Raw genomic sequence first — 16,199 nt, forward strand, 5'->3', positions numbered from 1 at the left:
CGGCATAAATGGGTTGATTTGAACGTCCGCCGTGCCATAGGTTATGGCCATGTCCTCCCCTCCTTCCACTTCCGTCACATCGTCATGGATTACCCGGGGTTTCGAGGCCTTCCGCCGGGGCGCCTTCAGCAATGGCGGCCAGAATCTCTATGTGTCGCGGGCGGGGGTGCTGCAACGCATCCACCAGTTCGACCTGGACCGCGACGGCTACGTAGATCTCGTCTTCTGCAACAGCCAGAACCACGGTGAAAAACCTCCGGTCACCGTGTACCATGATGTATTCGGACGGACCACTTCCCGGTTCCTGCCGTCCGACGGGGCAAGAACGGGGGTCGTCGCCGACCTGAACGGGGATGGATACGACGACCTGGTCGTTGGCATGTTCTACAACGGTATCCGGCGGGATCTCAACGCGTTCCTTTACTACGGCGGTCCGGACGGACTCGGTGAAAGGCGTGTGCAGTACCTGCCCGCGCCTTGCTGCACTTCGGTGGCCGCGGGGGATTTTGACGGCGACGGCAGGCCGGATCTGGCCTTCGTTTCCGGCGGCAGGCTGCGGCTGTTTCCTCAGACGGCGCTGGGATTCGAGCCGAAGGGCTACCGGGACCTGGATATCGAGGCGGACCAGGCCGCATCCTGCGACGTGGACGGCGACGGGTTCGCCGACCTGGTCATCCGGACCGCCCGGGGGAATGTCCGGGTATACTGGGGCGGCCCGGACGGAATCGTGCCGGAACGATCATCCGACGTCCCCGTCGATACCGACCCGCCGGATAAATCGGACCAGGCGGACCAGGCGGACCAGGCGGACCAGGCGGACCAGGCGGACCAGGACCTCGATGGCTATCCCGAAGAGGTCGATCCCGCTGTCCCGCTGGTCTCCGTGCTCCGGGTCCGGGGTGTGCCCCATGTATTCGTCGCGCGGACCGATGCGGTCTTTCTCGTGCCCTTCGAAGGGGGACGGGCGGCCGGGACGCCGGTCCGGCTTTCCTGCCGGAACGCCTTCGCCGCCGCCTCGGGCGACCTGGCCGGGGACGGACGTTGCGACCTGGTCGTGGCCTGCCGGGACCGCCACGACGGGGAGGAGTGTTCGTGGCTGTACCACGGCGGGGACGAGGACAGGTACAGCGATCAAAACAGGACGGCGATCCCCAGCCGTTACGCCTGCGATGCGGCGGTCGGGGATCTGGACGGGGATGGCAGGTCCGAGATCGTGATCTGTCAGACCCATACGCCGGAAAGCTATACATCGGAATCCCTGGCGTACCGCTGGGGCCGGGACGGGCTGGCGCCGCCGCGCGTCCTCGAGACCCATGACGCCCGGCGGGTGCTGCTGGTCCGCATGGCCCGCGCATCGGACGATCCCCTTCCTCAGGCCGTTTTCATCAACCAGTTCAGCCGGAACCTGAGGGGCGACATCCCCGTCTGCGTCTATCACGGCGGTCCCGACGGGTTTGACGCGGAACGCCGCCAGGAAGTACCGGGGTGGGGCGCGGTGGAAGCGCTCCGATGCGACCTGAACGACGACGGGATGCCCGATCTGATCCTGGCCAACGCCTCAGAGAACTCGGTCCGCCAGGATCCGGGGTCCTACGTGTATTACAACGGGGAAGGGCGATTCGGAAGCGAACCGGACGTGCGCCTGCCGACCGTGCGGGCCCACGGGGTCTGTTGCGCGGACCTGGACCGGGACGGATACCTGGACCTCGTCTTCTGCGGTTTCGATAATCCGGATATCGTCATCTTCTACGGCGGACAAGACGGCTTCGACGCCGGCCGAACGGAGCGCATCCGGCTCGAATACGAGGGCGTCGTGTACAAGGATCCGCGCTGGATCTTCCTCGTCGACCTGAACGGCGACGGCTGGCTCGATCTGGTCGTGCCGCAGATCGCCGACGACTACAGCTTCATCCTCTGGGGCGGGCCGGAAGGCTTCAGCATGGACCGGTGCCAGGCGCTTTCCGTGTGGCACGCCGCCTGCGCCCGGGCGGCGGACCTCAGCGGGAACGGGTATCCCGACCTGGTCATCGGCGGACACGAGCCGTCGATCGGGGCGCCCCACGACTCCTTCGTGCACATCTACTGGAACGGTCCCGACGGGCTACGCGAGGACCGCCGCACCCTCCTGCCGTCCAACGCGGTGAACGCCATGTCCATCATGGATTTCAACGGCGACGGCCTGCTCGACCTCTTCGTCTGCTCCTACCACGACAACCGCGTGCGGGACATCGATTCCTACATCTACTGGAACCGTGCCGGCCGGGGATTCTCCGCCGACGACCGCACCCGGCTATTCACCCATTCCGCGTCGGGCTGCGTGGCCGCGGACTTCGACGGTGACGGCCGCGTCGACCTCGCCATCGCCTATCACAAGGTCGAGGGCGACCACGTCGGCCATTCCGCCGTCTGGTGGAACGGTCCCGGTGGGTTCGACGCCAGGCGGGTCACCCGGCTGCCCACGACAGGTCCCCACGGCATGACCGCCGTGCAGACGGGCGACATGTTGGACGCGGGTCCGGAAGAATACTATGTCTCGGCGCCGCACGAGATACCCCGGGGACAGGCTGTGACCGGTATCGACTGGGAGGCGGAATACGGACCGGGCACCTGGGTGCACGCCCAGGTCCGGTGGGCGGACTCGGAGGAGGCGCTGGCACGATCGGCATGGCTTGGCACCGGGGGAGCAGGCACCTGGTACGAAACACCCCAGCCGGTGCGAGCCGCGGGCGCGGGACCATGGGTCCAGTACCGGCTTGCGTTGGGTGCGAAAAACGGAGGAAGCACCCCGAGGGTCACGGAAGTCCGGCTGGAAACGGGCTGACAGACCGGGTCGGCGGATGGATCACCGGAGAACAGGGCATGCGCAAGGCGTCGGAAGTTTTCGATGAGATTCAACGCTGGGCGGAAGCGGACGATCAGATCAGGGGACTGGTCCTGTCGAGTGGCCGGGTCGATGGAAACGATACGGTCGATCTGTTGTCGGACTACGACGTGATCGTGTACGTCAGGGATCAGGAGCCGTACAAGCGGGACGATCACTGGCTGGAAGCGTTCGGATCCGTGATGACGCGCTCGCCACCCTCGCCAACCTTGTTTGATGATGGCAGGATAGGCCGCATGGTGATCTATGACGATGGCATCCGGATCGACTGGAGCGTTGCGGACGCCGAATCCATGCACGACCTCAACGGCGAGCCCGAACCTTACCGGGTGCTGCTGGACAAGGACCGGATTGTAAAGAACCCCATACTGCCCTATCACAGCGCCTACCACGTTCAAAGACCTTCAAAGGACGAATATGACGAACTGGTGGCCGATTTCTGGTGGGACATCATCTACGTGGCCAAGGCCCTGTGGCGCGATGAGCTCTACTGGGCAAAGCACATGAACAGAAAGGTCCATTCCCCCTTTCTTGAAAAAGTCATCGAATGGCATATCGGCATGAAAAACGACTGGTCGGTTACGACCAACAAACACGGCCGCTGGTTCAAGCGTTACCTGGACCCCGGGACATGGGCGGAAATCGAATCCACGTATTCGGGTGCGGACCCGGATCAGAACTGGGATGCCCTGTTCAATGCGACCCGGCTGTTCCGGAGGCTTGCCGTCACCGTCGCCGACGGAATGGGTTTCGACTATCCTCATGAAACCGACCGGCGCGTCACGGCGTACATGGGGAAGATCAGGCGGCTGGACCGGGACGCCGAGGATTTCGTGTGAACCCAAACACTGGAGTATCGAAGATGAAGGCACTGCTTGAGAAACTGAACATCGAAGCCTTGAACGCCGGGGCCTGTACGGGGATGGACGGCTGGATACACGGGGAGGGACCGATCCTGACGTCGTACAACCCGACGACCGGCGATCCGATCGCGGGCGTTCGGCAGGCGACGCCCGAGGTCTATGACCGGGTGATCGAACACGCCCGCGCCACTTTCGATACCTGGCGAGCGCTGCCCGCGCCGAAGCGGGGCGACATGGTCAGGGACCTGGGCAACATCCTGCGGGAGTACAAGGAACCGCTGGGTGAACTCGTCTCCCTGGAGATGGGGAAGATCCGCGTGGAGGGCATGGGGGAAGTCCAGGAGATGATCGACATCTGCGATTTCGCCGTGGGACTTTCCCGCCAGTTGTATGGACTGACCATCGCGAGCGAGCGGCCGAGTCACCGCATGAGCGAGCAGTGGCACCCCCTGGGCGTGATCGGCATCATCACCGCCTTCAATTTCCCCGTGGCGGTCTGGTCGTGGAATGCTTCCCTGGCCTCGGTGTGCGGCGACGTCACCGTATGGAAGCCGAGCGGGCAGACGCCGTTGACGGCCGTGGCCACGCAGCACCTGTGCAACCGGGTCATGGCCGACCATGGCGTGGACGGCGTGTTCAACCTGGCCATCGGCCGCGGCAGCGACGTGGGCAATTTCATCCTCGATGACGAACGCATCCCGCTCGTATCCTTCACGGGTTCGACCGCGACGGGCAGGACCGTGGCCGCACGGGTCGCTTCCCGGTTCGGCCGCAGCATACTGGAGCTGGGCGGCAACAACGCGATCGTCGTCACCGAGCACGCCGACCTCGAGCTGGCCGTGCCCGGCATCGTCTTCGGCGCCGTGGGTACGGCGGGACAGCGGTGCACTTCGACGCGCCGCATCATCGGGCACAAGCGCATGACGTCGACGCTGGTCGATCGATTGGCCCACGCCTATGCGCAGGTGCCGATGGGAGACCCTATCGACGACGGTACGCTCATGGGACCGCTGGTCACGGCCGATGCGGTGGACGACATGATGCAGGCCATAGAGCAGGCGAAGGCCGAGGGCGGCGAGGTCGTCATCGGCGGGAAACACCGACCGGACCTGGGACCGAACTTCGTCGAACCGACGATCATACGCATGCCCGCACAGTCGGCTATCGTGAAACAGGAGACCTTCGCCCCGATTCTGTACATCCTGGAGTATGAAACCCTGGACGAGGCCATCGACCTCCACAACGACGTGCCCCAGGGGCTTTCCAGCGCGATCTTCACCGACAGCCTGCGCGAGGCGGAGCGGTTTCTCTCCGCGACGGGATCGGACTGCGGCATCGCGAACGTGAACATCGGCACGTCGGGCGCCGAAATCGGCGGGGCCTTCGGCGGCGAGAAGGAAACGGGCGGCGGCCGCGAATCGGGCTCGGACGCCTGGAAAGCCTACATGCGCCGCCAGACCAATACCGTCAACTGGTCCACCGATCTCCCGCTGGCCCAGGGAATCGAATTCGACACCGGCGGAGCGGACGGTGACTGACCCCGCTTCTCAAATCAATCACAGGGAGGAATACGCATGTCATCCAACGGAGCGTTTATCATCGACAAGAACCTGGGCGCGCGCCTGGATGAGACCCAGGCCGATCTGACCAGGGTGAACGCCGACGGCCGGGACGTGGTCCCGCCGACAGACGAAGAGAAGTACCTGTTCGACAAGGACGGCTGGCTCTTGATCCCCGGGGTGCTTTCCGAAGCCGAATGTGAGGAGATGCGGGCGTTCTGCCTGCAGCTGCACCATGATCCGGAATCCATACCTGAACGGGAGCGGTCGGCGCTCGGCGGTCCGCTGCAAAGCCTGACGGATCATCCGCGGGTGGTGGGGTTCATGAACGAATTCCTGGCCTATCCCGGCCTGTCCAACCAGATCTGCTACGGTTTCAGGCAGGAATCGGCCACTCTGTTCTACCGGGAAGCCGGCGACGGCGAGTTCGGGCCCCACAACGGGAACGGCATGCTGCGGCTCCCCGGCGACTCCCATCTCTACCACTGCATTCCCGGGAAGGCCAACTCCGCGCTGACCCGGGTGGTCTGGGAGTTGAACCCGGTGGAGGAGGGGAACGGCACGCTCCTGGTAACCGGCAGCCACAAGTCCGTCTTTCCCACGCCGTCCTCCATCCAGTCACCGGATTCGCCGCTCTGGGATACATATACCTGTCCGGCTGGATCGCTGATGTTCTTCACCGAGGCCCTGACGCACAGCGGAAGGCCGTGGGTCAGCGAGAAGTATCCGCGCGTCGCCATTTTCAGTTGCTACAACTCCGTAAACTCCAGGTGGCACAACTGGGATCCCCATCCGGAGCTGCTCGCCTCCATGCCGCCCCTGCGCCAGACGCTCTACCGCGGCGTCTACGCGGGGAACAATCTGGTGGGAGGCGTGATGCTATAGGACCGGCGGCCGATTCCGCAGGTAGTCTTCTTTCAGTACCTTGCCCAGACAGTGCAGGAGATAGTCGGCGTTCTCCCGGGTGAAGACCAGGGGCGGCTTGATCTTCAGGACGTTGTGCAGAGGGCCGTCGGTACTGATCAGCACCCCGTGGTCCCGCATCCGGTTGGCCACGTACGAGGCCTGGGGGCCGCCCGGCTCCAGCGTGTCGCGGTCCAGCACGAGTTCCACGCCCACGTAGAGCCCCATGCCGCGGACGTCACCGATGATCGGGTGGTCCGGCGCCAGGGCGCGAAGCCCTTCCAGCAGGTAGCCGCCCACCTCCAGGGCATTGGCCTGGAGCCCTTCTTCCTCGATAATATCCAGCACCGCCAGGCCGATGGCGCAGGAGACCGGGTTCCCGCCGAAGGTGTTGAAATACTCCATGCCGTTGTCGAAAGCGCCCGCGATCTCGGGGGTGGTAACCACCGCGCCCAGCGGGTGGCCGTTCCCGATTGGTTTTCCCAGGGTGACGATGTCCGGAACCGCGTCCTGGGTCTCGAATCCCCAGAAGTGCGAACCCACGCGTCCGAATCCCACCTGCACCTCGTCGGCGATACACACGCCGCCCGCTTCGCGCACCCGCCCAAATGCCTCTTTGAAATAGCCGTCCGGCAGCACGATCTGCCCGCCACAGCCGGGCAGGGACTCGGCGATGAAGGCGCTGATGCCGCGGTCCTGTTCCGCGAGCGAATCGATCCGTTCGCGTATGCGCTCCGCATACCGAGCGCCTGTTTCCGGCGTATAGCCCTTGAACGGACCGCGGTAAGGGTCGGGCAGCGGCACCTTGTGGACATGAGGCGGCGCGCCTTCGCCGCCTGGGCCGTCGAACTTGTACGGACTGATGTCGACCAGGGACGTCAGGTTGCCGTGATAGGCGCCGTCGAGGATGAGCAGGTCCCGCCGTCCGGTATAGGTCCGCGCCAGGCGGAGGGCGAGGTCGTTGGCCTCGCTCCCTGAGTTCACGAAGAAACACACGCGGAGCGGTTCGGGCAGCTTCGTGCAGAGGCGTTCGGCGTAGTCCACGAGGTTGTCATGCAGGTAGCGGGTATTGGTGTTCAGCACGGCCATCTGGCGGTGGCTCGCGGCGACCACCCGGGGATGGCTGTGTCCCACGTGGGGCACGTTGTTCACGGCGTCGAGGAAGACGCGGCCCTCATCGTCGTACAGGTATTGCATGTGGCCCCGGACGATCTTCAGGGGACGCCGGTAGGAGACACTGAGGGACCTGCCGATGTGCTCGCGGCGGGACGACAGGACCTCCTGCCGCGTCCGCTGGTCCGGCGGGAAGGCTCCGGCGGGCACGCCAAGCATGGCGTTCGGATCGGGGGACAGGCTCCGCCAGACGTTCCGCTGGCTCGGTCCTCCGACGCCGGGGAAATCGCCCTTCTTGCCCAGCATGTCGGTGACGACCTGAAAATGCAGGTGGGGCGGCCAGCCGCCGTTAACCGTGGGGTCGCCGAGGGTGGCGAACCGTTCCCCTTTTTCGATCCGTTTGCCCTCGTATAGTCCGTTGAGCGATTCGACGCTCAGATGCCCGTACAGCGTGTAGAACGTCAGATCCGAACCGGCCGTGCCTTCCGGTCCTACCGTGCGTTCCCGTTCTTCCGCGGCATGTTCCAGTATGATGCAGGGGCCGTAGTCCAGCGGCTGCGTGTTGTTCCTGAAGCTGTGGACCTTTCCCGCCATCGGCGCGAAGACCGGCGATCCTGCGGGCAGGAAGACATCCATGCCCAGGTGGATGGTCCGGCGTTCCGGCATTTCATCGGAATCCAGGGCGAACTGCCCGGCGGTGTAGACCTGGCGTGCTTCGTCGTAACGGCCGATCCCCGCCTCGGCCCCGGCTTCTTCCATGCGCCGGAAAACCTCCCTGGCAAGGTCGTCCACATCGATGGAACTTCCCAGCAGGGCCCGGTCCGGGCTGCTCACGCTGAGATCGAATACCAGGGCGGTGGAGAGGTCCACTTCGGGACCCATGACCGGTGCGAAGGCGCCGCGCTTCGATGCAAGGTACGCTTCTATGCCGGGAGTCTGCGGACACGGCGGCCGACCGCAGGCGTCCCGGAACAGGTATTCCGCGAAGGATGGGGGGACGTCCTCGAGTTTTTCGAGGAGGTCCCAGGCGTTCTCCTCGCTGACGGACAGGTAGGCGTTCTCCGGTTCGGCCGCCTGTTGGTGGGCCGAGATGGCCACGCTCATGCAGAGCCGCATCACGGCGCAGTGGTACAACAGTTTCAGTTCCAGGTCCGTCATCGGGTGCTCGGTGTGGTACCCGGCCGCGACGCGGGCGGCCGCCGCAAGGGGTTCGGACTTGCCGAGCATGACATAGGCGGCGGCGACGGCCGGTTCGAAGAGCGCGCAGGAATGCACCATGTCGCCGAAGTCGATCAGGCCGGCCACTTCCAGTTCGCTCGGAGCCGGGTCTTCGGGTTGGCCCCTGCGGCCTAGGCGGACCAGGACGTTCTGGTCGTTGGCGTCATTGTGAATGAACTGGCGCGGAAGGGTGTCGAGCCAGGGTCCGACGGCCTGTTCGTACGCTTCGCAGAAACCCATGACCAGCTCGCGCCGGCCGGCGTCGGGGATCAGGCCGGCGTGCCGGCGCACGACGTCCGGTCCGTTGTCCATGTTCCAGATGAGTTCCGGTTGCTTTTCCTCGTGGGAGAAACCGGCGAAAGCGCGGGTCAGCCGTCCGAGGAAGGCGCCGAGGTGGTTCAGCAGGCCGGGATCGTGCGGCCTGGCGTCGCAGAGGGGCCGTCCGTCGACGTAGGTCAGCATTCGTACCAGGTGATGGCGTCCGTCGTGTCCATCGACCCGGGTGATGGCTTCGCCGTCCCCTGTGCGGCATACCCAAGGCCAGGCGGCTTCTTCGTAATGCGCGGCCAGGTGTTCCAGGGCGGCATGCTGAAGGTCGAGGATGCCGCGCCGCTCGCCCGCGCCGGAGATCTTGAGGACGAACACCTCACCGTCGCCGGCCGTCACCCGGAAGTTCTGATCGCGCTCACTCGGCAACGCGCACAGCGCGCCGGAAACGCCGTACAGGGAAAGGGCGAGTTCACCGGCCTCTTCAGGACTGAAACGGGGTCGGTTCTCGGAGATGGCGGACAGAGGGGGCCTGCTACCGGGCATAGTCATCGTCGTTGTTCCCGCGCCAGTCGGGGAGATAGCCCTCCGTACGTCCGTAACCATAGGAGGGCCCGATCTGGTTGGCGGATTTCCAGGGCCACGCCTGGCCGCCGATGAGGCGGAATTCATCGCCTGTGCCGCAGAGCCAGTAGAACATGTGGGCCACGTAACGGGCGGCCCCGTGCCCCCCGTAGTCGGCGTGCCTGAAGTCGAAATCCGGTTCGACGATCCAGTCCCGCGCAGGAGGCACCGTGCGCCAGTAGCTGTACTTCAGCATGTGCCGCAGGCCGGTTGCGGTGGACGCGCCACGGCGATGGAGGATGCTCTGCGAATGCAGGCCGATGGTGCCGGCGGGACCCGAACACAGGACGCCGTTCTCCTCCTGCGTCCGCCGGGTCGTGCGGATGTGGGAGCCGGGCGTGACTTCGGTGGGTCCCATCTCATCGGGGGTGTCCTGGGGGAAATAGAACACCTCGACGAAATGGACTTCCGGTCCGAAGAGGTGATCGGCGTCGTGATGCCAGCCCTGGGGACCCTCAGGGCATGCGACCCGGTGGTCGCTGACCAGCACCGGCAATCCCACGTGACGGCCGAGGAGCGAGCGAAGCGCACCCGCCAGCACGGGATTGAGCAGGACGTGCTCGATGAACCAGTCTTCGAGCAGGATCGAACTCGGTTCATGGGAATTCCGGATCCGGACCAGGTCGTCTTCAGTTATACCCTCGGGCATGTAGCACGGATTGGCGGGAATCTTCCCGTTCAGGTAATCGCGCGTCCGCCGGTTGATCTCGTCGGGCACGACGCCCTCGAAATGCAGGTATCCGTCCCTGCAGAAGCGCAGCACCTCCGAATCCGTGAGCGTGGGCTCGCAGTCGAAAGTCCGCCGGGATGCGTCGTACTGCATGTTTTATTCCTTGATTATGGGTCTGCGCGGCGTCAATTTCCAGTACGAACCTGTCTCGAGACAACAGTAAAATATGCAGTGCGTTCTGACGGCGGGACAAGGGTTTTCCGACCGGGCACATGCATTGCGGCCATCGCGAAAGGGTTAGAAGCCATGGGTATCTATGAAGACATCGGCGTGCGTCCGGTCATAAACGCCATCGGCACGGCTACGCGTTACGGGGGCGCCCTTCTGGACCCGGAAATCATGGAGACCATGCGCGTGGCTTCCCGGGAGTTCTGTATCCTGGACGAACTGCATGAGAAAGCCGGGGAGAAGGTCGCCCGAATGCTCGGCGTGGAAGCGGCTTACGTCACCGCCAGTGCCGCGTGCGGCCTGGTCATCACCACGGCGTCCTGCATGACCGGGACCGACCCGGAGCGGATCCGCCAGCTTCCGGACACGACCGGGATGCGTGACGAAGTGGTCGTTCAGAAAACGCACCGGATCGCCTACGACCAGGCCATCCGGCTGACCGGCGCAAAGCTTATCGAGCTGGACGACTCGGACGGTCCGCCCGTAGAGGCCATGCGGGCGGCCATCGGCGACGGCACACGCACGGCGGCGGTCTTCTACCTGGGCAAGAACTTCAATGACGACAACGCCGTCCCCCTGGAACAGGCCGTGGCCATGGCGCATGCCGTGGACGTGCCCGTCATCGTCGACGCCGCCTCGGAATGCCCGCCGGTGTCCACGCTGACCCGGTTTACGGAAGCCGGCGCCGACCTGGTCATATTCAGCGGTGGCAAGAGTCTCCAGGGTCCCCAGTCGACCGGCCTCATCATCGGGCGAAAGGACCTGATCAGCGCCTGCGCGGTGAACGGGACGCCCTTCGCCACGGTCGGCCGGCCGATGAAGGTCAGCCGGGAGGAGATTTTCGCGTTCATCAAGGCCCTCGAGATCTATCTGAACCGGGACCACGCGGCGGACGCGGCGGCCTGGGAGGACAAGGTGCGCTACATCGAGAAGGAACTCGACGGAATACCCCACGTCACCCTCAGCCGGCTGGATCCGGAAGAAACCTATGCCGTGCCCCAGCTCATGGTCGCCATCGACCCGGAAGCCGGCCTGACCGGGGACGACGCAGTGAAGGCCCTGCTCGACGGCAGTCCCAGGATCATCGTGCAGGAAAGAGGCGAGGGAGCGTTTTCCATCAATCCGCACAACCTGCAGGACGGCCAGGAGCGGATCGTGGCGGATCGGTGCCGCGAGGTGCTTACGGGCGGGTAGCGGCCTGGTCGGGGACCCCGCCCGTCCAAACACCGGTCGAACCGGGTAAAATTGCTTGTCCTAAGCCACCCCTCGGCCGGAAAACACCTTGCAAACTTTCGTAACAAAACTATTTTCAACTTGATACAATTTTCAACATGATCGTCTATTGAAAAAGCGTTCGAATCATACCCCTTGCCCGGACAACCGGGTTGATCAGATTGATTACGCTGGCTGCGATATATACCTGCCACGCACTTCATACTCCCGAAGGAGACCTCCGATGACACAGCATGTCATTTGGAAAACCCTGAATGCCCTCGTTGTTGTGTCTGGCGTACTCGTGCTCTACGGCGTCTTAACCGATGCGCGCCCGGCACTCGCGCAAACACAGATATCATGTCCACTGCCTGAAGGGGCAACGCCTCCAGCGGACCCGGCTGTGACGGCCCGGCAGGTGGAAGAAGGCAGCGCCACCCTTGAAGACTTCGCGCTCGCCGTGCGGGAGCGGTCCAGGGAATATGCCCGCGGGGCCGCGTCCCACGAGGAAGGGGTATATATCGGATGTATCGTCAGGCAGGAGGATGGAATTTGGCGTTCCGGTTCCACCTACATCGTGAGCTTGACGCTCGACGGAAGAGTGTACATTCACGCGAAGAACATGGCACTGTCGGGCCGGCAACTCAACCCCTTGATTTACGGATCGATCCTTCTTTCCCTGGGCGTCCCCCAAACCGTTCTGCTTAACCTGGCATCTCCCGATCCCGCTACTGCCGGGCAAGCCTTAAACGCCCTCCTTGGCACATTATCGCAGGAACCGGACGGCGCATTCGACGCGACCGTCCCTATTCCGGGCCTGTCACCAGGCATACCCGGCGCCTCGGGCCATACCGCCGTCTATGTGGACCCCAACATAGGTTCTCCGGTCGTGCTGCTGGTCGGATTCGACATCAATGAGTTGCACCTGGTCAACGAAGTCATCGATTACGGCGACCCGGCCATTACCGCCAGTGAGGTGGTGGACCGGGAGACCCTGAAGGCCTTCGTCGGGGAAGCAGGGGAATATTATCTCAACCTCTTCCAGACCGAGGGTCGCGCCTCATCCACGAGATCCAGGGTGGCCCTGCGGGATCCGAACGGACCCTGGCGACATGGCTCCGTGTACCTCTACGTCCTAGACCTCACCAGCAACACGATCCTGGTTCATGGCGCGTTTCCGGACCGATTCGAGCTTCGGCCCCTGGTAGCGACCGTGCGGGACGTCGTGACCGGAGAACTCATTCTGCCACAGGTCATCGAAGCGGCGAAAAGCAACCCGGAAGGCGGTTTCGTGGAGTATTACTTCGACGACCCGTCTGACGACACCGACAGTGCCGACGTCCCCAAGGTGGGATACGCCCGCAGGTTCACAGGTGAACTTCCGAGGCCAGACGGAAGCGTCCTCCCGATCGACGTCATCATCGGGTCAGGGTTTTATGGACGCGCGCCCGAGATTGTCGCACCCTGTCCACTCCCCGACGGCGTTGCTCCTCCGCTGGACCCGGCTGTGACGGCGCAACAGGTGGAAGACGGCAGCGCCAGCCTGAGGGACTTCACGCTGGCCGCCAGAGAGCGGCTGAACGTGGAAATAGGAGACGGCGTGTACCTGTACAATCTGTGTCTCATCAGGCGGGAAGGGGGGCCTTACCGTTCCGGTTCCACCTACCTCGTGCAACTGACGCCCGACCGCAGGGTGTACGTTCACGCGAAGCAAATGGCGTTGTCGGGACGGCGCATCAAAGCCTCGCTCTATACCGCGATCCTGACTGCGCTGGGCGTCACGCCAGCCGATCTGGTCAGATTGCAATCTACCGATCCCGCCATCCGGGGCCCCGCATACGCCGCCTTCATCGACTTATTGTCGCAGGAACCGGATGGCCCATTCGATGGGACCCGCTTTGGTGTGCCTGGCGCCTCCGGCCATGTCGGCAGCTACTACTCGGAGCATCTTGGCGTCCCGGTCTTGCTGCTCGCGGGACTCGATCTGAACGAAACGCACCTGGATGAGGAAGTCATCGATTACGGCGACCCGGCCATTACCGCCAGCGAGGTGGTGGACCGGAGAACCCTGAAGGCCTTCGTCGCGGAAGCGGGGAAGTACTTTCTCAACCTTTTCCAGACCGAGGGTCGGGCCTCTTCCACGAAATCCAGGGTTGCCCTGCGGGATCCGAACGGTCCCTGGAGGCATGGTTCGGTGTACCTCTACGTCCTGGACCTCACCAGCAACACGATCCTGGTTCATGGCGCGTTTCCGGACCGATTCGAGCTTCGGCCCCTGGTAGCGACCGTGCGGGACGTCGTGACCGGAGAACTCATTCTGCCACAGGTCATCGAAGCGGCGAAAAGCGACCCGGAAGGCGGCTTCGTGGAGTATTACTTCGACGATCCCACCGACGACACCGACAGCGCCGACGTCCCCAAGTTGGGATACGCACGCCGGTTTACAGGTGAACTCCCGAGGGCAGATGGAAGCGTCCTCCCGATCGACGTCATCATCGGGTCGGGGCTTTACAATCCTGCACCCGATGAACCGCTGGAGATCACCCTGACGGTATCTCCCGCCACGCTGACGGAGGATGGCGGGGTCCAGACGGTGACGGTAACGGCCACGCAGTCCAACGCACCGATTCCGGTAGCGTCGGTGATCGACCTTTCTCTGTCCGGCACCGCCACCGCCGACGATTACAGCGTCACGGGAGATCTGGTCATCACGATACCCGCCAGAGCGACGGAGGGGTCGACGGATCTGACCTTCACGGTCACGGACGACACGGTATACGAATCCGGGGGCGAGACGATTGTCATTACCGCACGCAGCGAGGATGTGGACCTCGATACCGCCACGATTTCGGTTACCGATTCCTATGATGCTCCGGCGACGATTGGTACCCCGCCGGTGGTAACGCTGGAGGCGGGAGACGACGAGACGGTCGACGCGGGACCGCTGTTCAGCGGTACGGATCTGAGCTATTCGGCGTCCTCGGCGGACAACGGCGTCGTCGAAGCAGTCATGTCGGGCGCCGCGCTGACGGTAACGGGGGTGCGCAAAGGCGGCGCCACGGTCACCGTCTCGGCCCGTAACGCGGCGGGCGAGGCGAGTCTGGCCGTCAGCGTGACCGTCACGGCCATTGCGGCGGAGAGAGAGGCTTACGAGAACATCCTGGCCGCCATGGGCCGGAGCATGCTGTCCAGCGTCTCCGCAACCATCGGCGGCAGGTTTTCTGCAGGTGGCGGACGGGAGATCACCGTGGGGGGCCGCAGGATCGGCGGACTCGCATCGGGCATCACGGCGCTGGCCGGACTGACCGGCCACGGCCGGCAGACCGCATCAAGGGAGATGGCGTTGCTCCAGGGCTCGGAACGTCGCAATGGCGCGACCGGAGACTACCTGCTGCGGACGAGTTCGTTCTCCTACGCGCTGGAGGATCATTCCGGCAGCGGCGGGTTCAGATGGTCCGTCTGGGGTGCCGGCGACCTGCAGAACTTCGAGGGTGAACCCGACGTGGATACCAGTTACGACGGAAGCCTCAAGACGGCGTATCTCGGTTTTGACGTGGCCACGGGCCGCAGTTGGTTGGCAGGTATCGCCTTGTCACGCGCTATGGGCGAGTCCGACTACGACGTTACCGTGGCGAGCGGCAGCCTGGAATCGCGTCTTACCGCGGTGCTGCCGTACTTGCGCTGGGCCTGCCCCACCGGTTTCACGGAAGTGTGGACGATCGTGGGTCTAGGCACCGGCGAAGCCGAGGTGGAGGACGGCACGAGCGACCTGTCCATGCGCATGGGCATGCTGGGCGCACGGTCCCGGCTGGCCTCCTCGGGCAGTCTGGGACTCGATCTGGTGGGCGACGCGGGGTTGCTCCGCCTTTCCACCTCCGACAGTGAATCGGCCGCGCTGAGCGACATTGCGACCGGCGTACAGCGGATACGGGTCGGCCTGGAAGGGTCGCGTACGACCGCCCTCGCAGGTGGAACCACTGTAACGCCTTACGCGCAGGTGGCCGGACGCTACGACGGTGGCGACGGCCAGACCGGACAGGGCCTGGAGGTCTCCGGCGGACTCCGCCTGACCGGCGGTCGCGTCGGCCTTAATGCCCGGGGCCGTTTCCTGGCGGTCCATACGGCCGAGGGATACCGCGAGAACGGCGTTTCCCTCGTCGCCTATCTGCGGCCGAACGCTGACGGCCAGGGTCTTTCGATGTCCGTGGCCCCGCGCATAGGGGCCGGAACCACAGACTCCGGCATGATGTGGCGCGAACGGCCCCTGGCCGCCTCCACCCTGCGCGGCGGCAGCCGCGCCCGTTCCATGCGGGCCGAGGTGGGATACGGCCTCGCTTCATCGCCCACGGGCGTGCTCTTCACCCCCTTCGGCGACCTATACCTCGACGGGGATGAACGCCGTCAGTTGCGGCTGGGCGCCCGCATAGGCGCTGCGGACCTCGGTCCGCGCACCGGATCCCTGGAGCTTTCCGGCTCACGGATCGACCGTCGCGGCGCATCCGACCATCGCATCGGCCTCGTTGCACGCATGAGCTTCTGATCATGATCTGGAGCCTCTTCGCGCAATAATCGTTTCGCGTACTTTGAATTTGTCTTTCGAATAAGTATTCAAAGTATAGAGTTTAAACGCTTGACGAGCACTTAAGCGAGGGGTACGTTAA

8 protein-coding genes are annotated in these 16,199 nt (G+C 64.2%); 6 read left to right on the top strand and 2 right to left on the bottom strand.

What is annotated here, in order from left to right; genetic code table 11:
* The first annotated feature begins 43 nt into the window (after window positions 1-43).
* From F4Z81_00590 to F4Z81_00605, 4 genes are read left to right on the top strand one after another with little or no spacing between them, the layout of a single operon-like run.
* Window positions 44-2,821, top strand: a complete 2,778-nt coding sequence (locus F4Z81_00590; protein MXW03544.1) for a VCBS repeat-containing protein — start codon at window positions 44-46, stop codon at window positions 2,819-2,821.
* A complete protein-coding gene (locus F4Z81_00595) occupies window positions 2,665-3,720 on the top strand; it encodes an aminoglycoside 6-adenylyltransferase (protein MXW03545.1) in 1,056 nt (351 codons plus the stop codon). The genes F4Z81_00590 and F4Z81_00595 overlap by 157 nt, the downstream gene beginning before the upstream one ends.
* Window positions 3,721-3,743: 23 nt before the next feature.
* Window positions 3,744-5,282, top strand: coding sequence for an aldehyde dehydrogenase family protein (locus F4Z81_00600; GenBank protein MXW03546.1), 1,539 nt, complete (start codon window positions 3,744-3,746; stop codon window positions 5,280-5,282).
* Between the two features lie 36 nt (window positions 5,283-5,318).
* On the top strand, window positions 5,319-6,188 hold the full coding sequence (locus F4Z81_00605) for a phytanoyl-CoA dioxygenase family protein (protein MXW03547.1): 870 nt from the start codon (window positions 5,319-5,321) through the stop codon (window positions 6,186-6,188).
* Here the strand turns inward: F4Z81_00605 and F4Z81_00610 are convergent.
* Both F4Z81_00610 and F4Z81_00615 read right to left on the bottom strand, forming a co-directional pair.
* A complete protein-coding gene (locus tag F4Z81_00610; GenBank protein MXW03548.1) occupies window positions 6,183-9,476 on the bottom strand; it encodes an aminotransferase class III-fold pyridoxal phosphate-dependent enzyme in 3,294 nt (1,097 codons plus the stop codon). The two genes, F4Z81_00605 and F4Z81_00610, sit on opposite strands and share 6 nt — an antisense overlap.
* Window positions 9,340-10,251 carry a phytanoyl-CoA dioxygenase family protein gene (locus tag F4Z81_00615; GenBank protein MXW03549.1) on the bottom strand — a complete coding sequence of 304 codons (912 nt, stop codon included), beginning with the start codon at window positions 10,249-10,251 and terminating at the stop codon, window positions 9,340-9,342. Before F4Z81_00615 ends, F4Z81_00610 begins: the two co-directional genes overlap by 137 nt.
* On the opposite strand from F4Z81_00615, the gene F4Z81_00620 reads away from it, so the two are divergent.
* Together F4Z81_00620 and F4Z81_00625 are read left to right on the top strand one after the other, a co-directional pair.
* Complete coding sequence (locus F4Z81_00620; protein ID MXW03550.1) at window positions 10,159-11,520, top strand: aminotransferase class V-fold PLP-dependent enzyme; 1,362 nt, start codon at window positions 10,159-10,161, stop codon at window positions 11,518-11,520. The two genes, F4Z81_00615 and F4Z81_00620, sit on opposite strands and share 93 nt — an antisense overlap.
* Window positions 11,521-11,941: 421 nt before the next feature.
* Window positions 11,942-16,078, top strand: a complete 4,137-nt coding sequence (locus F4Z81_00625; protein MXW03551.1) for a hypothetical protein — start codon at window positions 11,942-11,944, stop codon at window positions 16,076-16,078.
* Window positions 16,079-16,199 lie beyond the last annotated feature (121 nt).

The organism is Gemmatimonadota bacterium (assembly GCA_009835325.1).
GTDB lineage: Bacteria > JAAXHH01 > JAAXHH01 > JAAXHH01 > JAAXHH01 > JAAXHH01.